The organism is Pseudomonas fluorescens (assembly GCF_902497785.1).
Taxonomy (GTDB): domain Bacteria; phylum Pseudomonadota; class Gammaproteobacteria; order Pseudomonadales; family Pseudomonadaceae; genus Aquipseudomonas; species Aquipseudomonas fluorescens_BO.
On the sequence record NZ_CABVHK010000012.1, the window covers coordinates 62,085 to 81,684 of the forward strand.

At 59.6% G+C, this 19,600-nt stretch carries 17 protein-coding genes; 8 read left to right on the forward strand and 9 right to left on the reverse strand.

The annotated features are described in order from the left end of the window. Window positions 1-33: 33 nt before the first annotated feature. From ubiG to F8N62_RS18655, 4 genes are all read left to right on the forward strand, one after another. The gene (gene ubiG / locus F8N62_RS18640; RefSeq protein ID WP_150712050.1) at window positions 34-732 is read left to right on the forward strand and encodes a bifunctional 2-polyprenyl-6-hydroxyphenol methylase/3-demethylubiquinol 3-O-methyltransferase UbiG; all 699 of its coding nucleotides are present in this window, start codon (window positions 34-36) and stop codon (window positions 730-732) included. Between the two features lie 4 nt (window positions 733-736). After that, on the forward strand, window positions 737-1,408 hold the full coding sequence (gene mupP / locus F8N62_RS18645; protein WP_150712051.1) for an N-acetylmuramic acid 6-phosphate phosphatase MupP: 672 nt from the start codon (window positions 737-739) through the stop codon (window positions 1,406-1,408). A 197-nt stretch (window positions 1,409-1,605) separates the two neighbouring features. Beyond that, the gene (locus tag F8N62_RS18650) at window positions 1,606-2,346 is read left to right on the forward strand and encodes a YciK family oxidoreductase (RefSeq protein WP_008031809.1); all 741 of its coding nucleotides are present in this window, start codon (window positions 1,606-1,608) and stop codon (window positions 2,344-2,346) included. A gap of 372 nt (window positions 2,347-2,718) precedes the next feature. Continuing rightward, complete coding sequence (locus tag F8N62_RS18655) at window positions 2,719-3,645, forward strand: GGDEF domain-containing protein (protein WP_150712052.1); 927 nt, start codon at window positions 2,719-2,721, stop codon at window positions 3,643-3,645. Window positions 3,646-3,770: 125 nt separating this feature from the next. Here F8N62_RS18655 and F8N62_RS18660 read toward each other — a convergent pair whose 3' ends face one another. Both F8N62_RS18660 and F8N62_RS18665 read right to left on the reverse strand, forming a co-directional pair. After that, a complete protein-coding gene (locus tag F8N62_RS18660; RefSeq protein ID WP_150712053.1) occupies window positions 3,771-5,645 on the reverse strand; it encodes an MFS transporter in 1,875 nt (624 codons plus the stop codon). A gap of 99 nt (window positions 5,646-5,744) precedes the next feature. After that, the gene (locus tag F8N62_RS18665; RefSeq protein ID WP_150712054.1) at window positions 5,745-6,893 is read right to left on the reverse strand and encodes a TDT family transporter; all 1,149 of its coding nucleotides are present in this window, start codon (window positions 6,891-6,893) and stop codon (window positions 5,745-5,747) included. Window positions 6,894-7,263: 370 nt separating this feature from the next. On the opposite strand from F8N62_RS18665, the gene F8N62_RS18670 reads away from it, so the two are divergent. Further along, window positions 7,264-10,734, forward strand: coding sequence for a hybrid sensor histidine kinase/response regulator (locus F8N62_RS18670; RefSeq protein WP_150712055.1), 3,471 nt, complete (start codon window positions 7,264-7,266; stop codon window positions 10,732-10,734). A gap of 85 nt (window positions 10,735-10,819) precedes the next feature. Here the strand turns inward: F8N62_RS18670 and rmuC are convergent, their stop codons facing one another. Then, complete coding sequence (gene rmuC, locus F8N62_RS18675; RefSeq protein WP_191632403.1) at window positions 10,820-12,184, reverse strand: DNA recombination protein RmuC; 1,365 nt, start codon at window positions 12,182-12,184, stop codon at window positions 10,820-10,822. A gap of 174 nt (window positions 12,185-12,358) precedes the next feature. Continuing rightward, a complete protein-coding gene (locus F8N62_RS18680; protein ID WP_150712057.1) occupies window positions 12,359-12,682 on the reverse strand; it encodes a sel1 repeat family protein in 324 nt (107 codons plus the stop codon). A 982-nt stretch (window positions 12,683-13,664) separates the two neighbouring features. Here F8N62_RS18680 and F8N62_RS18690 point away from each other — a divergent pair. From F8N62_RS18690 to F8N62_RS18700, 3 genes are all read left to right on the forward strand, one after another. Next, a complete protein-coding gene (locus F8N62_RS18690) occupies window positions 13,665-13,889 on the forward strand; it encodes a hypothetical protein (RefSeq protein WP_008031832.1) in 225 nt (74 codons plus the stop codon). Window positions 13,890-14,164: 275 nt separating this feature from the next. After that, entirely contained in the window at window positions 14,165-14,647 is a 483-nt protein-coding gene (locus F8N62_RS18695) for a hypothetical protein (protein ID WP_150712058.1), read from the forward strand. Window positions 14,648-14,793: 146 nt separating this feature from the next. Further along, a complete protein-coding gene (locus tag F8N62_RS18700; RefSeq protein ID WP_150712059.1) occupies window positions 14,794-16,047 on the forward strand; it encodes an OmpP1/FadL family transporter in 1,254 nt (417 codons plus the stop codon). Between the two features lie 234 nt (window positions 16,048-16,281). On the opposite strand, the gene F8N62_RS18705 is transcribed toward F8N62_RS18700, so the two are convergent. The 5 genes from F8N62_RS18705 to F8N62_RS18720 form a co-directional block, all read right to left on the reverse strand. Next, window positions 16,282-16,833 (reverse strand): glutathione peroxidase, encoded by a 552-nt coding sequence (locus F8N62_RS18705; protein ID WP_150712060.1) that lies wholly within the window; start codon window positions 16,831-16,833, stop codon window positions 16,282-16,284. A gap of 55 nt (window positions 16,834-16,888) precedes the next feature. Continuing rightward, complete coding sequence (locus tag F8N62_RS32070) at window positions 16,889-17,011, reverse strand: hypothetical protein (RefSeq protein ID WP_263597222.1); 123 nt, start codon at window positions 17,009-17,011, stop codon at window positions 16,889-16,891. Further along, entirely contained in the window at window positions 17,008-18,207 is a 1,200-nt protein-coding gene (locus F8N62_RS18710; protein ID WP_191632404.1) for an MFS transporter, read from the reverse strand. Before F8N62_RS18710 ends, F8N62_RS32070 begins: the two co-directional genes overlap by 4 nt. A 61-nt stretch (window positions 18,208-18,268) precedes the next feature. Next, complete coding sequence (locus F8N62_RS18715) at window positions 18,269-18,673, reverse strand: MarR family winged helix-turn-helix transcriptional regulator (protein WP_150712062.1); 405 nt, start codon at window positions 18,671-18,673, stop codon at window positions 18,269-18,271. A gap of 194 nt (window positions 18,674-18,867) precedes the next feature. Then, complete coding sequence (locus F8N62_RS18720) at window positions 18,868-19,599, reverse strand: adenosylcobinamide-GDP ribazoletransferase (RefSeq protein ID WP_150712063.1); 732 nt, start codon at window positions 19,597-19,599, stop codon at window positions 18,868-18,870. Between the last annotated feature and the right edge of the window lies 1 nt (window position 19,600).

Consider the following 19,600-nt stretch of genomic DNA (forward strand, 5'->3'; position numbering starts at 1 on the left):
CAACAGGATTTTTCAAGTTTCAGAGGATCAACCATGAGTAACGTCGACTACGCCGAAATCGCCAAATTCGAAGCCCTGGCCCATCGCTGGTGGGACCGCGAAAGCGAGTTCAAACCGCTGCACGACATCAACCCGCTGCGGGTCAACTGGATTGACGAACGCGTCCATCTGGCCGGCAAGAAGGTCCTCGACATCGGTTGTGGCGGCGGCATCCTCAGCGAAGCCATGGCCCAACGCGGCGCGACCGTGATGGGCATCGACATGGGCGAAGCGCCGCTGGCGGTCGCTCAACTGCATCAGCTGGAATCGGGCGTGAGCGTCGAATACCGACAGATCACCGCCGAAGCCCTGGCGGAAGAAATGCCCGAGCAGTTCGACGTCGTGACCTGCCTGGAAATGCTTGAACACGTGCCGGATCCATCGTCGGTCATCCGCGCATGCTTCAAAATGGTCAAACCGGGCGGCCAGGTGTTTTTCTCCACCATCAACCGCAACCCGAAGGCGTACCTGTTCGCCATCGTCGGTGCCGAATACATCATGAAGCTGTTGCCACGCGGCACCCATGACTTCAAGAAATTCATCCGTCCTTCCGAGCTGGGTGCCTGGAGCCGCATGGCCGGCCTGACCGTCAAGGACATCATCGGCCTGACGTACAACCCGCTGACCAAGCATTACAAACTGGCGGCCGACGTGGACGTCAACTACATGATCCAGACCCTGCGCGAGGAGTAAGCCGATGCGTATCAGAGCAGTTCTTTTCGACATGGACGGCACGCTGCTCGACACCGCGCCGGACTTCATTGCGATCTGTCAGGCGATGCGTGCCGAGCGCGGTTTGCCACCCGTGAACGACAAGCACATCCGCGACGAAATCTCGGGCGGCGCGAAGGCGATGGTCGCCGTGACGTTCAGCATGGACCCGGAATCGCCTGGCTTTGAAGAGCTGCGCCTGGAGTTCCTCGAGCGCTACCTCGCCGGTTGCGCCGTTCACAGCAAGCTGTTCGACGGCATGGCTGAACTGCTGGTCGACATCGAGAAAGCCAACCTGATCTGGGGCGTGGTCACCAACAAGCCGTTGCGGTTTGCCGAGCCGATCATGCAGCAACTGGGGCTGGCCGAGCGTTCGGCGTTGTTGATCTGCCCCGATCACGTGAAGAACAGCAAACCGGACCCTGAGCCGTTGATCCTGGCGTGCAAGATGCTCGACCTCGACCCGGCCAGCGTGCTGTTTGTGGGTGATGATCTGCGCGACATTGAGTCCGGTCGAGATGCCGGCACCAAAACCGCTGCGGTGACTTATGGCTACATTCACCCGGACGACAACCCGCGGCATTGGGGAGCTGATGCAGTGGTCGATCATCCGCTGGAGTTGCGCAAGGTGTTGGATAGCGCGCTCTGCAGCTGCTGATTTGATGGTTTGTCCGGGACATTGTGGTGAGGGGATTTATCCCCGTCGGGTCGCGAAGCGGCCCCAAACCGGTAATTACGGTGGGTCAGGTACGCCACATGAAATGATTTACGACTGCTTCGCAGCCGAACGGGGATAAATCCCCTCGCCACATTGAGCTCACCACTGGTTCGATGCACGATTTTGTTGAGGTTTTTATGTTTGATTATTCCGCCCGCCCTGAATTGCTCAAGGACCGGGTCATTCTGGTGACCGGCGCTGGTCGCGGGATTGGTGCTGCCGCTGCAAAAACCTACGCCGCCCACGGCGCCACCGTTTTGTTGCTGGGCAAGACCGAAGCCAACCTGACTCAGGTGTACGACGAAATCGAAGCCGCCGGCCATCCACAACCGGCCGTGATTCCGTTCAATCTGGAAACCGCCCTGCCCCATCAATACGATGAGTTGGCGGCGATGATCGAAACCGAATTCGGTCACCTCGACGGCCTGCTGCACAACGCATCGATCATCGGGCCGCGCACGCCGATCGAGCAGTTGTCCGGCGAAAACTTCATGCGCGTCATGCAGGTCAACGTCAACGCCATGTTCATGCTCACCAGCACACTGTTGCCGTTGCTCAAGCTGTCGCAGGACGCCTCGGTGGTGTTCACGTCCAGCAGCGTCGGGCGCAAGGGGCGCGCGTATTGGGGCGCTTACGGCGTTTCCAAATTCGCCACCGAAGGCCTGATGCAAACCCTGGCCGATGAAGTCGATACCGTGGCCCCGGTGCGCTCCAACAGCATCAACCCCGGCGCCACCCGCACCAGCATGCGCGCCCAGGCGTACCCCGGGGAAAATCCGCTGAACAATCCGACACCCGAAGAGATCATGCCGGTGTATCTCTACCTGATGGGGCCGGACAGTACTGGCATTAATGGCCAGGCATTCAACGCTCAGTAATGCCGTGCGTCGCCTTTGTGCCACGACGAATTTCCGTCGTGGCACTCAATCAGCGTCGTAACTGTAACAATTTTAAGTCAAGCAACCGTCAGACATACGCTATGCAAACTTCACAACCCCAAACAACCCGTTGATTTTTAACAGTTTTAATTCGACTGAACCGAATGGCACGACATTCGCTCTATATTTGCTCAGACACGCCGTGTGAAAGCAAACGGGCCGACCTCGAGTCGATAGGTTACTAATCTTCGGTAAAGCGGATTAGACTTGCGCCAAATGTCCTGCGGGACTGATGGACCAGTATGACGCGCAGCCCAAAGCCGCTCTCACCCAGCCTGTAAGACAGTCTTACTGTTCAGGGGCGCACGCCATATGAAATCACCATCCCAGACCAACGCAATTGACTTCGACAATGCCAAATTGCAACGCCTGGGCTTTGGTCAGCAGCCCTCTCTTCCTCAGAGGTCGGTCAGTCTTGCGCAAGTGCGCCAGCATCTGAGCCTGCAGTTGCAGACGAGCCTGGAGCCGCAGCGTATCCTCGGGCTCTTCTTCCGTGAAATCCAGCGACTTGTACCGCTCGACGCCTTGAGTTATCAGCACAAGGCCAGCGACTTGCGCCTGGAGTTTGGCCAGCGTGGCCATCACTCGGTCAGCTACAGCCTCAGCCACGAAGGCGAGCACTTGGGCGACCTGGTGTTCCGACGCAACCTGCGTTTCGACGAGACGGAACAGAGCAATCTCGAGTCGGTGTTATCAGCATTGATGTACCCGATGCGCAATGCCCTGCTCTACCGCGCCGCGACGCAAAGTGCCTTGCGCGATCCACTGACAGACACCGGCAACCGCATCGCCATGGACCAGACACTGGAACGGGAAACCGAGATGTCGCGGCGGCATTTGCAACCCTTGTCGCTGCTGATGCTGGACATCGATCACTTCAAACACATCAACGACACTTATGGGCACAGCGCCGGCGATGACGTGCTCAAGGCCGTTGCAACCTCGATCAAAAGCCAGTTGCGCAACGTCGACATGGTGTTCCGCTTTGGCGGCGAAGAGTTTCTGATTCTGCTGTCCAACACCGGCCGCGAGGCAGCCGCGATGGTCGGTGAGCGGCTGCGATTTGCGGCGCAGGCCAAGGATTATCTGGCCGATGGCCAACGGATCGAACTCACCGTCAGCCTGGGCTGTTCGACCCTGCTGCCCGGCGAGTCTGCCGAAAGCCTGTTACGACGGGCCGACAGCGCGCTGTATGTGGCCAAGCGCGAAGGCCGCAACCGCCTGGCGATGGCGGGCTGAGAACTTCCCGGCGGGGGAATTGTAGGAGCGAGCTTGCTCGCGATGGTCGTTAACGATAACGCGTGTTTACTGGCTATAACGCGGCGCTCTTGAGTCCATCGCGAGCAAGCTCGCTCCTACGGGAGTCAGCGCACAGTGCCACGCAACTCCCCGACCAACCCCTGCAACCTGGCCGGCTCTGCCACCTCGACCGCCACCGCCGACCCCGCCACCAAGGTCACTCGAGACCACAACCGACGGAATATCCCCTTGCCGGGATCGCGACTGAAGAAACTCCCCCACAGCCCTTGCAGCGCCAACGGAATCACCGGCACCGGCGTTTCTTCGAGAATCCGCGTCAACCCGCCCTTGAACTCATTGATCTCACCATCTGCCGTCAACTTTCCTTCAGGGAAAATGCACACCAGCTCCCCGTCCTTCAGATATTGGGCAATGCGCGTGAAGGCCCTTTCGTAAATCTGAATATCCTCCTGACGTCCCGCAATCGGAATCGTCCCGGCGGTGCGGAAGATGAAGTTCAGCACCGGCAAGTTGTAGATCTTGTAATACATCACAAAGCGAATCGGCCGACGCACCGCGCCGCCAATCAGCAACGCATCGACAAACGACACGTGATTGCACACCAGCAATGCCGCGCCTTCATCCGGAATCGCTTCCAGGTTGCGATGTTCCACGCGGTACATGGAATGGCTGAGCAGCCAGATCATGAAGCGCATGCTGAACTCGGGGACGATTTTGAAGATGTAGGCGTTGACGCCGATGTTCAGCAGCGACACCACCAGGAACAGATGCGGGATCGACAGTTCGGCCACGCTCAGCAATACGATCGAGACAATTGCCGAGACCACCATGAACAACGCGTTGAGAATGTTGTTGGCGGCGATCACTCGCGCCCGCTCGTTCTCCGGGGTGCGTGACTGAATCAGCGCGTACAGCGGCACAATATAAAAGCCGCCGAACACCCCGAGGCCGAGAATGTCGATCAGCACCAGCCAGGTGTGACCAAAACCAAGAACTTCAATCCAGCCGTGGCCGTTGACGCTGTCCGGAATCCCGCCGGAATGCCACCACAACAGCAAACCGAACACCGTCAGACCGAAGGAGCCAAACGGCACCAGGCCGATTTCGACTTTGCGCCCGGAGAGTTTTTCGCAGAGCAAGGACCCCAGCGCGATACCGACCGAGAACACGGTGAGAATCAGTGTCACCACGGTTTCGTCGCCGTGCATCCACTCCTTGGCGTAAGCCGGGATCTGCGTCAGATAAATCGCCCCGACAAACCAGAACCAGGAGTTGCCGACAATCGAGCGCGACACCGCCGGGGTTTGCCCCAAGCCAAGTTTCAAGGTGGCCCAGGATTGACTGAAGATGTTCCAGTTCAGGCGCATTTCCGGCGACGAGGCGGCCGCGCGAGGGATGCTGCGACTGGCCAGGTAACCGAGCACCGCAATCACGATGATCGCCGTGGACACGATGGGTGCGTAATGCGCGGAGGACATCATGATCCCGGCGCCGATGGTCCCGGCGAGGATCGCCAGAAAAGTGCCCATTTCCACCAGGCCGTTGCCGCCCACCAGCTCTTCTTCATGCAAGGCCTGGGGCAGGATCGAGTATTTCACCGGCCCGAACAGCGCCGAGTGCGTGCCCATGGCAAACAGCGCCACCAGCATCAGCCACAAATGATCGAACACAAAACCGACCGCACCGACCGCCATGATGGCGATCTCCCCGAGCTTGATCAGTCGAATCAGCGCGTCCTTGGCGAACTTTTCACCGAACTGCCCGGCCAGCGCCGAGAACAGGAAAAACGGCAGGATAAACAGCAGCGCACACAGATTGACCCAGATCGAGCGATCCCCCTCGATGGTCAATTTGTACAGGATGGCGAGGATCAACGACTGCTTGAAGACGTTGTCGTTGAACGCCCCGAGGGACTGGGTCAGAAAAAATGGCAGGAAGCGCCGGGTACGAAGCAAGGAGAACTGTGAGGGGTGACTCATCTTCCGTGTGTCCCTGATTTTTGGGTGAAGAGTGGCGTGGATTGTTTTATTGGAATGTCGGACGCCGATCCAGGCCACACCTTACCTAATCTTTGCCGGTTATTGCTTCAATTCTGCAATGCACGGCGACACAAACAACTCGCCGCGCCATGCTCCGCACACTGTGCGTTTGGCGACAACCAGCCACATCACCGCCAGCAACGCTACCAGCACACAGCCACAGGCACTGAAGAAGGTCAGGCTCAACGTGCTGGCCAGTTTCAATGTTGCCAGAGCATAGACGCCGAGCGGAAAGGTGAAACCCCACCAGCCGAGGTTGAATGGAATCCCGGTGCGCAAGTAACGACCCGTGATCAACAGCGCGATCAGCATCCACCACAACCCGAAACCCCACAGCGTGATTCCGGCCACCAAACCCAGCCCTGCGGCGATTTCACCGATGCCGGGCAATCCGTTGGCGGCAAAGATTGCCGGCGCGTCGGCCCCCAACAGCAACATACCCAGCGCCCCGGTGCCAATCGGGCCGAGCGCCAGCCAACTCGAAGCGGCCATGCTGGCGGGGGGCAGTTTGTGCAGGGCCATGCGCAGCAACAGGATGGTCAGAATGCTGAACGCCACCGGCAGGGAAAATGCCCACAGTACGTAGCTTGTCACCAACATCACCAGTTGCGAATGGGCATCGGCCAGGTGCGGCGCCAGCAGGCCACCACTCGCAGCCGCCACTTCCGCGGCCACCACCGGCAGCAGCCAGACCGCGGTCATCTGATCGATGCTGTGCTCCTGACGGGTGAACATCATGTACGGGATGAGCACACCACAGCCCAGTGACATCGCCACATCCAGCCACCACAGCGCTTCAGCGAGATCAATCACGCCTGCGCCCCAGCGCGGCAAACCGAACACCAGAAAGCCATTGATGATCGTCGCCAACCCCATGGGAATGGTGCCGAAAAACATCGAGACCGTAGAGTGTCCGAAAATCCGCCGCGCTTCGTCGAAGAACAGCACCCACCGCGCGGCGTACAGCGCGGTAAACAACACGAACAGGGCGATGTTGAATAGCCACAAGGCTTCGGCAAGCGCCTGCAAACCCGGATTCTCGACGGGCAGCTGTGCCAGCGCCAATGCCAGCACGCCGGTGCCCATGGTGGCGGCGAACCAGTTCGGGGTGAACTGGCGGATGGCTTCACGCGGATGCTGCAAATGAGTGAAAGGTTTGAAACCGGTGACGGCATTGGGGCATGGCATGGCGAACTCCTGTCCTCGGGTGAGGTGGAGCTCATGGTAGAGTCGAATCGAATATCGATATAACGGGTAATATCTCTAACTGTTATCTATTTTGCAGATATACCGCCCATTTCTGCGCTGGCGCAGCTGGCACAAACAGGAAGTCTGTGACGCCTCTTCGCGAGCAGGCTCGCTCCCACAGGTGATCGCATTCCAATGTGGGAGCGAGCCTGCTCGCGAAGAGGCCTGCCCAGGCACCAAAAATCTGACTGATTCTCCTTGCTGCGACACCCCGCCACGCCACGACCTTGGTCGACACTGACTAACGCAGGCGGTCGTGCGAGACTGTCGGACCGGGCGGGAGTCCCGGGTGTCTTTGTCTGGAGTTCCCATGTCGCTGTCCAGCGGGCTGATCGCCGCCGTCGCCCTGGCCTATATGGCCATCATGTTCGCCATCGCCTTCTACGGTGACCGTCGCAGTGCGCCGTTGCCGCCACGGGTGCGCGCCTGGGTGTACAGCTTGTCGCTGGCCGTCTACTGCACTAGCTGGACGTTCTTCGGTGCCGTCGGCCAGGCCGCCGAACAACTCTGGTCGTTCCTGCCCATCTACCTCGGGCCGATCCTGCTGCTGGTCTGCGCGCCCTGGGTGCTGCAGAAAATGGTGATGATCAGCAAGCAGGAGAACATCACCTCGATTGCCGACTTCATCGCCGCCCGTTATGGCAAATCCCAGTCATTGGCAATTGTCGTGGCGCTGATCTGCCTGGTTGGCGTACTGCCCTACATTGCATTGCAGCTTAAAGGCATTGTGCTCGGGGTGAACCTGCTGATCGGCGCCGGTGCCGACGCCATGGGCACCCGCGCCCAGGACACGGCGTTGATCGTGTCGCTGGTGCTGGCGCTGTTTACCATTGTGTTCGGTACCCGCAACCTCGACGCCACGGAACACCACCGCGGCATGGTGCTGGCGATTGCGTTCGAATCGCTGGTCAAGCTGTTCGCCTTTCTCGCGGTCGGCGCCTTCGTGACCTACGGGCTGTATGACGGTTTCGAAGACTTGTTCGATCAGGCGATGCTCGCCCCGCGCCTCGAAGAATACTGGAAGGAAACCATCAACTGGCCGTCGATGGTGGTGCAGACCGGTGTGGCGATGATGGCGATCATCTGCCTGCCCCGGCAGTTTCACGTGACCGTGGTGGAGAACATCGATCCGCAGGACCTGCGCCTGGCCAAGTGGGTGTTCCCGGCCTACCTGGCATTGGCGGCGCTGTTTGTAGTCCCTATCGCGCTGGCCGGTCAGATGTTGCTGCCCAGTTCGGTGCTGCCAGACTCGTTTGTAATCAGCCTGCCGCTGGCGCAAGCCCACCCCGCGCTGGCGATGCTGGCATTTATCGGCGGCGCTTCGGCAGCGACCGGCATGGTGATTGTCGCCAGCGTGGCGCTGTCGACCATGGTCTCCAATGACATGCTGTTGCCGTGGTTGCTGCGCCGCAACAACGCCGAGCGGCCTTTCGAAGTGTTCCGCCAGTGGATGCTCTCGGTGCGGCGCGTCAGTATTGTGGTGATTTTGCTGCTGGCCTATGTCAGCTATCGCCTGCTGGGCTCCACCGCAAGCCTGGCGACCATCGGCCAGATCGCCTTTGCCGCCGTGACCCAACTGGCGCCGGCCATGCTCGGCGCGCTGTACTGGAAACAGGCCAACCGCCGCGGTGTCTTCGCCGGCCTCGCCGCCGGCACATTCCTCTGGTTTTACACGCTGGTTCTTCCGATCGCCGCCCACAGTCTCGGCTTGTCGTTGAGCAGTTTCCCGGGGCTGGCCTGGTTGCACAGCAACCCGCTCAACCTGCCGATTACTCCGCTGACACAAGGCGTGGTGCTATCGCTGGCCGGCAACTTCACCTTGTTTGCCTGGGTGTCGGTGCTGTCGCGCACACGGGTTTCGGAACACTGGCAGGCCGGCCGTTTCATCGGCCAGGAGATCAGTGCCCGGCCCAGTGGCCGCTCGATGCTGTCGGTGCAGATCGACGATCTGCTGCAACTGGCCGCACGGTTTGTCGGTGAAGAACGCGCCCGTCAGAGCTTTATCCGTTTTGCCTATCGCCAGGGCAAAGGCTTCAACCCGAGCCAGAACGCCGACGGTGAGTGGATCGCCCACACCGAACGCTTGCTCGCCGGTGTACTGGGCGCTTCTTCGACACGCGCGGTGGTAAAAGCCGCCATCGAAGGACGGGAAATGCAACTCGAGGATGTCGTCCGAATCGCCGACGAAGCTTCGGAGGTGCTGCAGTTCAACCGCGCATTGCTGCAAGGCGCAATTGAGAACATCACCCAAGGCATCAGCGTGGTCGATCAGTCGCTGCGACTGGTGGCGTGGAACCGGCGCTACCTGGAGTTGTTCAACTACCCGGACGGATTGATCAGCGTTGGCCGGCCGATTGCCGACATCATTCGCCACAACGCCGAGCGGGGCCTGTGCGGTCCCGGCGAAGCCGAAGTGCACGTTGCCCGCCGCTTGCACTGGATGCGTCAGGGCCGCGCCCACACCTCTGAACGACTGTTCCCCAACGGCCGGGTGATAGAGCTGATCGGCAACCCGATGCCGGGCGGCGGTTTCGTCATGAGTTTCACCGACATCACCGCGTTCCGCGAGGCCGAACAGGCGCTGACCGAGGCCAACGAGGGCCTGGAGCGTCGGGTCACCGAGCGCACCCACGAGCTGTCACAACTCAACCTCGCCCTGACCGCTGCCAAGGGCACGGCCGAGACCGCCAACCAGTCGAAAACCCGTTTCCTCGCGGCGGTCAGCCATGACCTGATGCAACCGCTCAACGCCGCCCGGCTGTTTTCCGCGGCCCTGTCGCACCAGGAAGACGGCTTGCCCGGCGAGGCGCAAAAACTGGTGCACCACCTGGACTCGTCACTGCGCTCGGCCGAGGACCTGATCAGCGACCTGCTGGACATTTCCCGACTGGAAAACGGCAAGATCAATCCGGACCCGAAGCCTTTCGTGCTCAATGAATTGTTCGACATTCTCGGCGCCGAATTCAAGGCACTGGCGCGGGATCAGGGACTCAAGTTCAGGGTTCGGGGCAGCACATTGCGGGTCGACAGCGACATCAAACTGTTGCGGCGGATTTTGCAGAACTTCCTGACCAATGCCTTTCGCTATGCCAAGGGGCCAGTGCTGTTGGGCGTTCGCCGACACCAGGGCGAATTGTGCCTGGAGGTGTGGGACCGTGGCCCGGGGATTGCGGAAGACAAACAGAAAGTGATTTTCGAAGAGTTCAAACGCCTCGACAGCCATCAGACCCGTGCCGAAAAAGGCCTTGGCCTGGGTCTGGCGATCGCGGACGGCTTGTGTCGCGTGCTCGGTCATAGCTTGCAAGTGCGTTCGTGGCCGGGCCGCGGCAGCGTCTTCAGCGTCATTGTACCGCTGGCGCAGACGCCAATCGCCGCGCCAGCCAAGGTTGCCCAGCTCAACGGCCAACTCCCGAGCGGCGCGCAGGTGCTGTGCATCGACAACGAAGACAGCATTCTGATCGGCATGAACAGCTTGCTGACCCGCTGGGGTTGCCAGGTCTTTACTGCGCGCAATCGCGACGAATGCGCGGCGTTGCTGAACGATGGCATGCGTCCGCAACTGGCGCTGGTGGATTACCACCTGGACGATGGCGAGACCGGGACCGAGTTGATGGCTTGGCTGCGCACCCGTCTGGCCGAGCCCGTGCCCGGCGTGGTGATCAGCGCCGACGGCCATCCGGAGACCGTGGCACGAGTGCACGCGGCGGGGCTGGATTATCTGGCCAAACCAGTGAAACCGGCGGCGTTGCGGGCGTTGTTGAGTCGGTATTTGCCGTTGTAGTTTGTAAAAGATCGCAGCCTGCGGCAGCTCCTACAGAGAAACGCCAGCCCATGTAGGAGCTGCCGCAGGCTGCGATCTTTTGATCTTATTCCGGCAATTCCGCCAACCCATCGACATCGGTCATCGCGCGCTCGAGCAAATCCGCGGGCAGACTCTTGCTCGCCCGCGCGCCGAGCAATTTAAGCTGCTCACTGCGACTGACCAGGTTGCCGCGCCCTTCTGTGAGCTTGTTCCGCGCCGAGCTGTAGGCTTTGTCGAGTTGCTGCAAGCGATTGCCGACTTCATCCAGATCCTGAATGAACAGCACGAACTTGTCGTACAGCCACCCCGCTCGCTCGGCAATTTCCCGGGCGTTCTGGCTCTGGCGCTCCTGCTTCCACAGGCTGTCGATGACACGCAGTGTGGCCAGCAATGTGGTCGGGCTGACAATCACGATGTTGCGGTCGAAGGCTTCCTGAAACAGGCTCGGTTCTGCCTGCAATGCCGCGGAAAATGCCGCTTCGATGGGGACGAACAACAAGACGAAATCCAGGCTGTGCAAGCCGTCGAGCCGTTTGTAATCCTTGCCGGCCAGGCCTTTGACGTGAGTGCGCAGCGACAGTACGTGCTGCTTGATGGCGATCTGGCCGATGGCATCGTCCTCGGCCGCCACGTACTGTTGATAGGCCGTCAGGCTGACTTTGGAGTCGACCACCACCTGCTTGTCCCCCGGCAGGTAAATGATCACGTCGGGCTGGAACCGCTCGCCGTCCGGGCCTTTGAGATTGACCTGGGTCTGGTACTCGCGACCCTTCTCCAGGCCCGCATGTTCAAGCACTCGCTCAAGAATCAACTCACCCCAGTTGCCCTGGGTTTTCTGCCCTTTCAAGGCGCGGGTCAGATTGGTGGCTTCGTCGCTCAAGCGCAGGTTCAGCTGTTGCAGGCGCTCCAGCTCTTTGGCCAGCGAAAAACGCTCACGGGCCTCGGCCTGATAACTTTCCTCCACGCGTTTTTCAAAGGACTGGATGCGTTCCTTCAGCGGATCGAGCAACTGCCCCAGTCGCTGTTGACTGGTTTCGGCAAAACGCTGCTCGCGTTCGTCGAAGATCTTACCCGCCAGCTCGGCGAACTGGGCACGCAGCTCGTCTCGCGAACCTTGCAGGTCGTTGAGGCGCTGCTGATGGCTTTCCTGTTGTTCGCGCAGCTCTGCATTCAAGGAGGCGGCTTGCGCGTCCAGACGCCGCAACTCAGCTTCTTTGCCGGCGCGCTCGAGGTTCCAGGCGTGAGAGGCGTCGCGCGCATCGTCCCGCTCGATCTGCAGCAATTCGACTTCGCGGCGCAGGGCGGCCAGGTCGGCTTGTTTCGCGGCGTTGGCCTGCCCCAGATCGGCTATTTCGTCGCGGCAGGTTTCAAGTTGGGCGTTCATCCCGTCCTGCGCGAGATGGGCCATGGCCAGACGCTCCTCCAGCAGGGCAACGTCCGACTGCGTGGTGCTTACCCGGCGCTGAAGTTGCCAGGCCAATACCAGCAGCGGCAGTGCAGCCCCCGCCAGACCGAGCAATATGCTGGTCAAGTCCATAGCCATCGCCATTTCTGCCATCCGATAAAACTAGAAGGTTAACCAAGGCGCCAGGTCTTGGACAGCTCAGTCTTCGATCAGGCCGAGTTCCTGCTGGGCGCGACGATCCCCGGCACGCGCGGCCTGACGCAACAGGTCCTGGCCGATACGGCGATCCCGGGCATTGCCGCACTCGCGGCACATCAACTGGCCGAGACGGCTTTGCGCAGCAACCACACCTTCACGGGCCGGTTGCTTGAGCAATCGTCCGGCAAAGTGTTTGACGTTGGTGTTTTCACCCAGGCGCGGGCTGTCCAGCAGCCACTCGGCCACACGCATCGAGAAGCGTTTGGGCGGGGTAACACGGGGAGGTGTCGAGGTAACGGAATCTGATACTGAGCGAAACTTCATAAAGCACTGCGGGACAGATCGGAAGGCGCGCCACTCTACTCTTTTTTTCTTACAGGTAAAGCCTAAAAAACCCGGCACGCCCGTCCTAGAGCAAGCGCTCGGGACAATCCACAGAAGCTGTGGATAACTCAGTGGACAACCGCCCTTGAACTCTCGCAAAGCCCTGTGGAATGGGGCCCGCAGTCAAACTGACGATTTTTTCACCAGTAAAAAAAAGCGATGTTTTTCATTGACTTAAATTTTGGTTACAGGCACCCACTGCGCTTCAAGGGTAGATGACAGTTGGGTGACAACCTGCGCAACTAATGTGCACAAGTACCTTCGAGGCAGTTATATCGGTGCGCTTTTTCGGCGCATTTTGTTACCCGATCTGGGGATAAACCCTGGCAAACCCGTCAATCACGCTTGTCCAGACCGATGAACGTGTATGACCGGCCATCGGATAGTGCTCTGTTGCCGGGCACAAATTAGCCGTGCAGTCGCCTGAAAAAGTCTGCACAGCGGCGTCGGGATAATCTTTTTGTGCGATACCCTTCCCTTAGTCAACTCAATCCGTTAGTATCCGCGGCGTTAGTACCAAGCTGAAAGTCAATTCTGGTCGAACAAATCCTCCCGGTCAGCCTTCCCAAAGGAAGCTTCTACCGAACAAGCGGGATCGACCACCTCGATGGTTTCCAGGTAAACCTTGCGTCAACACAGCCTTTGAATCGAAAGCAAAGGGTGTTGCGAAGCTCACTTACTCTGACCGAACCAGCCTGCAAATTGATCAGGATCTTCACCCCGGGCCCAGAACCTTTGCCCTTGATGTGTTGCCTGCCCTCCTAAGTACCTACCTGCCAGCCCAAGCGCGCCATTTATCAGCGCTTCAAACTGGCTGCTTTGTTCCAGTCGGGTTCTTCGTTCGACCAACGGTGGTCGACGTCACTGGAACGTTTTAATTTTGCACGGCTCTTATCCGTGTCGCTTGTAGGAACACCCAATAATGACTACTCAAATCCACACCCAGGATGCCATCCGCACCCTGACCAACGCTTTTGCACCAATGAACTGCCTGATCATGGCCGCTCGCAAAGGCTGCTTCAGCTTCACCCTGGTCAACGAACACGGCATCGCACGTCACAGCGAACGCCTGTACCCCGATCAATACTCCAGCGCCGAGCCGCTGCAGGCCGTGATCGAGCGTACCCGTCAGGCACTGGTTGCCTGATACGCCAGAAAGGCTGCAACCCCGAAAGCCTCGCTTGAAACGCGGGGCTTTTTATTGCCCCATATTTCCCTTTTCGCCATTCGCGCCTAAGCACTAACCGATATAACGGTTATAACTGCACGCCGGAAATATTTTAAAAACAGTCCTTTACAGCGCGAATATGACACTACACTTCAACTCAAGCGGCTTGATCCGCTTCCGGCGAGCCTGAGTCGATTCACCGCTGCCAACGCTCCCTTTCAGGCTCGCCGACCACTTCACGCTCCGAGGGTGTTATGGGTATCGCTGCCAGCGAACTGTGCCGCTATGTGATCCGTCCGACATTGATTTATCTGGGGCGCCATAGCGCAACCGCCGAATCCCTGCTGCTGGGCATCGCCGCCAGTCAGTCAGCCCTTGGTTCCGCCCTGCATGACCGCCGTGGCCACGGCTTGTACCGAATTGCCGAACCTCGCCATCAGGCACTCTGGGACGACTACCTCGCACTTGATCCCGAACGCGCCAGCCTGGTCCGCGGCCTGGCCAGCCAGCATGCATTTCTCAGTGGCCCGCACCTCGAATTGACCGTCAACTTGCGCTACGCCACCGCTATCGCCTGGCTGTTGATCGAAGAACAGAATACTCCGCTCCCCGAAGCAGACGACCTGCTGGGCATGGCCCGAATCTGGCGCCAGACCTTCCAGCCCCAAGGCCGCCTCAGAGACTTCACCTTCGCCTGGCAAACCTGTGTATCACCGCTGAATCAGGTCGCCTGCTGATCCCTCCTCGCTTGAAGATCGCTCAACACGCTGCGAATCCGGTCTGATTGTCCTACAAAACCGCTCTAACTCAACACATACAGCCTATGGCGCTGGGACGAAAATGTTGGTAATTTTCGCCCCGGTGATCACCAGGAGTTCTAATAATGAAAAAAGTAATGCTCAAAACCACCCTTAGCCTTACCGTTGCCTTGGCATCCACCCAGATCTTTGCGAGTGGCTTTGCCATCAACGAACAAAGCATCAGCGGGATGGGGACAGGTTTTGCCGGGCGATCTTCATCTGCCGACGACGCAAGCACAATTTTTGGCAACCCTGCCGGCATGGCTCGCATCAAGCGCGAACAAGTCACCGGCGGTGCTGCATTTCTCGACGCACACACCGACATCAGCGACGCGCGCTCCACCCCAAGACCCGGCAGCAATGATGGCGACATGGTTCCCTTCATCGCCGTGCCTATGGGCTACTACGTCAAGCCAATCGACGACCAATGGGCCTTCGGTATCGGCGTTTACGCACCGTTCGGCCTGGTGACCGACTACGAGAACAATTTTGCCGGCCGTTATTTCGGCAGCAAAAGCGAAGTTAAAATCGTCACTATTCAGCCAACCGTCAGCTACGCGTTCAACGACAAGGTGTCGATCGGTTTCGGCCCGACCATCAACCGCATTGATGGCAAGCTGGAATCGGCCCTGTCGCTGGACCCGCGCTTTGATGATGGTCAGGTCAAGATCAAGGGTGACGACACTGCGCTGGGCTACAACTTCGGCATCCTGGTTCAAGCCACCGACAGCACCCGCGTCGGCCTGACCTACCACTCGAAAGTGAAGTACAAGCTCGAGGGTGACACCAAGATCAACTACGCCGTGCTCGGCCCTAGCCAGAAGTACGACGCGTCGCTGGACATCACCACGCCTGAGTCGGTCGACTTCTCGGTGACTCATCAGCTGGACGACCAATGGACTCTCTACGCAGGCAGCACCTGGACTCGCTGGAGCCGCCTGAAAGAAATCAGTGTTGAGAACAGCGGCGTTCCGGCTCGTCTGGCCGGCAGCTTTGGCACCATCGGCGAACCACAGAACTGGCATGACACCTGGGCTCACGCCATCGGTGCTGCCTACCAGGTGAACAAGCAATGGGTCCTGCGTACCGGTTTCTCGGTTGATCAGGCACCGACCAACAACGAAAACCGTTCCCCACGCATCCCGACGGGCGATCGCAAAATTTTCAGCCTGGGCGCCGGCTGGAGCCCGACCGACGATCTGACCATCGACGTAGCGTATTCGTACCTGGTCGAAGAGTCGGTCAAGGTCAACGACAACAACGGCCGCCAGAGCTACAGCGCCAAGTATGAAAACTCGGCAAACGGTCTCGGCATCGGTGCAACCTACCGCTTCTGATGACTGGCGACGAGGCTGAATGGCTCGCCGCTTGAACCAAAAAAAGCCCCGCGCTCTTATACAGAGGCGGGGCTTTTTCGTGGTCGCGAATACAACTTTGTAGGAGCGAGCTCGCTCGCGATGGTCGTTAACGGAGACGGGCGTTACCTGAATGAACGCGGCGCCCTTGAGTTTCTCGCGAGCACGCTCGCTCCTACAGGGAATGCCGATGCAAAACGTATTCAGGCACGTGGGTCAGGGTTGCGAAGCCAGGGCCTTTTCCACGGCGGCGATGAATTCAGGGTCGTCGGGTTTGGTCAGGCTGGAGAAATTGGCGATGACCTTGCCCTTGCGATCAACCACGTACTTATAGAAGTTCCACTTCGGCGCGGCACTCTGGGCCGCGAGCACCTTAAACAGATGCGTGGCGTCATCACCGCGAACTTTCTGCGGCTCGGTCATGGTGAAGGTCACGCCGTAGTTCACGTAGCACACCTTGGCGGTCTCTTCGCCGTCCTTGGACTCCTGCTTGAAGTCATTGGAAGGAACGCCGATCACCTCCAGCCCCTGCGCCTTGTAATGCTGATTCAGCGCCTCAAGGCTTTTGAATTGCGGGGCGAAACCACAAAAGCTCGCGGTATTCACCACCACCAGCGGTTTACCGGCAAAGCGCTGGCACAAGTCGATGGATTCCTTGGCGCGCAGTTTGGGTAACGAACCTTGCAACAGCTCCGGGCACTCGGCGGCTTGCGCCAGTCCGGTAAACGCCATCAGTAACGCGGGAACAGCAAGCCAGCGCATCCGCATGTCCGTGCATCCTTGAGAAGTCGTCAGAACTGAACTTACTCGCCCTCGCACCGGGCTAGCAAGCACCCATGCCCAATTGCATCAATGCCAGCCCGCCCTGTTGCCAGCCCCACCACGCCAACGCCAACAGCAAAACGCCGCCAGCGGTGACGGCGATTCGCGGCCAAAGCGTACTCATGTCGCACTCATTTGCGTTTGCAAGCGGGCGACCGGCCGTTCACGCACCGGCCAGTTCAACGCGGCGGCCAACAGACTCAAAAGAATTGCTACCTGCCAGATCAAGTCGTAACTCCCGGTGCGGTCATACACCACCCCGCCCAACCAGCCGCCGAGGAACGATCCGAGCTGGTGGAACAGGAACACAATCCCACCGAGCATGGACAGATTTCGCACGCCAAACAAGGTCGCCACCGTACCGTTGGTCAACGGAACGGTCGACAGCCACAAGAAACCCATCGCCATGCCGAACAGATACGCCGTGGTGGTGGTGACCGGCGCCCACAGGAATAGCGCAATCACCACCGCTCGCAGCAGGTACAAACCGGTAAGCAAACGCGGCTTGGACATCCGGCCACCGAGCCAGCCTGCCGTGTAAGTACCGAAAATGTTGAACAAGCCGATCAGCGCCAGCACGGTTGTACCCACCGTGGCCGGAAGGTGTTGGTCCACCAGATACGCCGGCAAGTGCACGCCGATGAACACCACCTGAAAACCGCAGACAAAAAAGCCGAACGACAGCAACCAGAACCCAGAATGGGAACAGGCTTCGCGCAAGGCTTCGGACAGGGTCTGCTCATGACCGAGGACCGGCAACGGCTTGTCCTTGAGCATGCTCACCAGCGGCACGATCAGCGCCACCAGCAGACCCAGCACGAGCAGTGCCGCCGACCAGCCGAGCCAGCCGATCAACCCCAGCGTGCCGGGCAACATGGCGAACTGACCGAACGAACCGGCGGCGCTGGCGATGCCCATGCCCATGCTGCGTTTCTCCGGCGGCACGGCGCGGCCGACCACGCCGAGAATCACCGAAAACGAGGTGCCAGAGAGGCCGAGGCCGATCAACAGTCCGGCGCTCAGGGACAAGGTCACCGCCGAGTCGGACAGGCCCATGCACACCAGGCCCAATGAATAGAGAACGCCACCGACCAGCACGACCTTCGCCGCACCGAAGCGGTCGGCCAGTGCGCCGGTGAACGGTTGCGCCAACCCCCAGATCAGGTTCTGCAAGGCAATGGCAAACGCAAACGTCCCGCGCCCCCAGCCGAACTCGGCACTCATCGGCGTCAGGAACAGCCCGAAGCCATGTCGCACGCCCAGAGACAACGCAAGGATCAGCGCACTCCCCACCAAGATCCAACCGCAACTGCGCCACATCGATGTCATTCTTATTCTCCGGTAGCGGGTATATACCCGCTTAAGATCGGAAGAACCGGCGTCAAGCCAGCTCGTCCAGCAATTTGAGCAGGGTTTCGCGTTTTTCTGCGCCCAGACGATCGACCAGGCGCTGCTGCGCTGCTTCCCAGGCTGGCAAGGCCGCTGTCAGGCGTTCGGCACCCGTCTCGGTCAGCTTGACGATGCGATTACGCATGTCCTCGCCCTCGACCAACATCACCAACCCCTCACCTTCCAACACCCGCAAATTGCGCCCGAGGGTGCTGCGATCCAGGCCCATGGCTTCGGCCAGGGTGGAAATACTCGGTTCATTCAGACGCTGCAAATTGCACAGCAAAGAATACTGGGCGACGTTGATCCCGAAGCCATCGAGAGCGCCGTCGTAATGCCTGCTGACGCCACGAGCGGCGCGACGCAGGTTGATGCATAAACATTGGGAATCGAGCATGGTGCGTGTATATACCCGCGAGTGTGTTAAATCAAGTTACAGACAGTTTTGAGTAAACATTTTGCCTGCGGGACCGCCTTCGCGGGCAAGCCCGCTCCCACAGGATTTTGTGTCGCTCACATTAACAGGCCGCACATAAAACCCTGTGGGAGCGGGCTTGTCCGCGATGGGGCCGGCCCTGCAGCAAAAGCCTCTCAGACCAGCGTCAATCCCACCAGCACCACCATCTCCAGCAATTCCAGCAACGCCCCGGCCGTATCGCCCGTCGCGCCACCCAATCGCCGCAGCATCACCTGCCGCAACCCGACAAAAACCATTGCCGCGAGCACAAGCGCCAAAACACCGCCGAGGCCGGCAATCAGAACGCAACCGACTGCACTGACCACCAACACCCACATACCCGCCCGCCGCGGAAGATGATCCGCCAGCGCCTGCCCCAATCCACCGGCCCGCACATACGGCGTGGTCAGAAACAACCCCAACAACGCCGCGCGCCCCATCAACGGAACAATGATCAGGAAAACGCTGTGCTGTTGTTCGATCAACGCCAGCAACGCGGCGAATTTGAGCAGCAACACCAGCACCAGCGTTACCACGGCGATTGGCCCACTGCGCGGGTCTTTCATGATCGTCAGCGTGCGCTCGCGGTCCCCGTAACCGCCGAGCCACGCATCGGCGCTATCGGCCAGGCCATCGAGGTGCAACGCACCACTGAGCACCACCCAAACGCTGAGTAACAGGGCGCTATGCAACAGCAGCGGTGTGCCAAGCAGCAGCCCGTTCAACGCCCACAAAATCGCGCCGAACAACAGTCCCACCAGCGGATAGAACAGCAGCGAGCGCCCCAGCTCTTGCGGTGCCGGCATGCCCGGCAGACGAACCGGCAAACTGCTGAGAAATTGCAGGGCGATCCAGAACGGCAGCATG

Bases quoted from the DNA above. Each gene is read 5' to 3' on its own strand.
- F8N62_RS18655 (WP_150712052.1), top strand. From the start codon at position 2,719: ATGAAATCACCATCCCAGACCAACGCAATTGACTTCGACAATGCCAAA.
- F8N62_RS18690 (WP_008031832.1), top strand. From the start codon at position 13,665: ATGACTACTCAAATCCACACCCAGGATGCCATCCGCACCCTGACCAAC.
- F8N62_RS32070 (WP_263597222.1), bottom strand. From the start codon at position 17,011: ATGAGTACGCTTTGGCCGCGAATCGCCGTCACCGCTGGCGGCGTTTTG.
- F8N62_RS18700 (WP_150712059.1), top strand. From the start codon at position 14,794: ATGAAAAAAGTAATGCTCAAAACCACCCTTAGCCTTACCGTTGCCTTG.
- F8N62_RS18720 (WP_150712063.1), bottom strand. From the start codon at position 19,599: ATGCTGCCGTTCTGGATCGCCCTGCAATTTCTCAGCAGTTTGCCGGTT.
- F8N62_RS18680 (WP_150712057.1), bottom strand. From the start codon at position 12,682: ATGAAGTTTCGCTCAGTATCAGATTCCGTTACCTCGACACCTCCCCGT.
- F8N62_RS18660 (WP_150712053.1), bottom strand. From the start codon at position 5,645: ATGAGTCACCCCTCACAGTTCTCCTTGCTTCGTACCCGGCGCTTCCTG.
- mupP (WP_150712051.1), top strand. From the start codon at position 737: ATGCGTATCAGAGCAGTTCTTTTCGACATGGACGGCACGCTGCTCGAC.
- F8N62_RS18695 (WP_150712058.1), top strand. From the start codon at position 14,165: ATGGGTATCGCTGCCAGCGAACTGTGCCGCTATGTGATCCGTCCGACA.
- ubiG (WP_150712050.1), top strand. From the start codon at position 34: ATGAGTAACGTCGACTACGCCGAAATCGCCAAATTCGAAGCCCTGGCC.
- F8N62_RS18715 (WP_150712062.1), bottom strand. From the start codon at position 18,673: ATGCTCGATTCCCAATGTTTATGCATCAACCTGCGTCGCGCCGCTCGT.
- F8N62_RS18710 (WP_191632404.1), bottom strand. From the start codon at position 18,207: ATGTGGCGCAGTTGCGGTTGGATCTTGGTGGGGAGTGCGCTGATCCTT.
- F8N62_RS18705 (WP_150712060.1), bottom strand. From the start codon at position 16,833: ATGCGGATGCGCTGGCTTGCTGTTCCCGCGTTACTGATGGCGTTTACC.
- F8N62_RS18670 (WP_150712055.1), top strand. From the start codon at position 7,264: ATGTCGCTGTCCAGCGGGCTGATCGCCGCCGTCGCCCTGGCCTATATG.
- F8N62_RS18650 (WP_008031809.1), top strand. From the start codon at position 1,606: ATGTTTGATTATTCCGCCCGCCCTGAATTGCTCAAGGACCGGGTCATT.
- F8N62_RS18665 (WP_150712054.1), bottom strand. From the start codon at position 6,893: ATGCCATGCCCCAATGCCGTCACCGGTTTCAAACCTTTCACTCATTTG.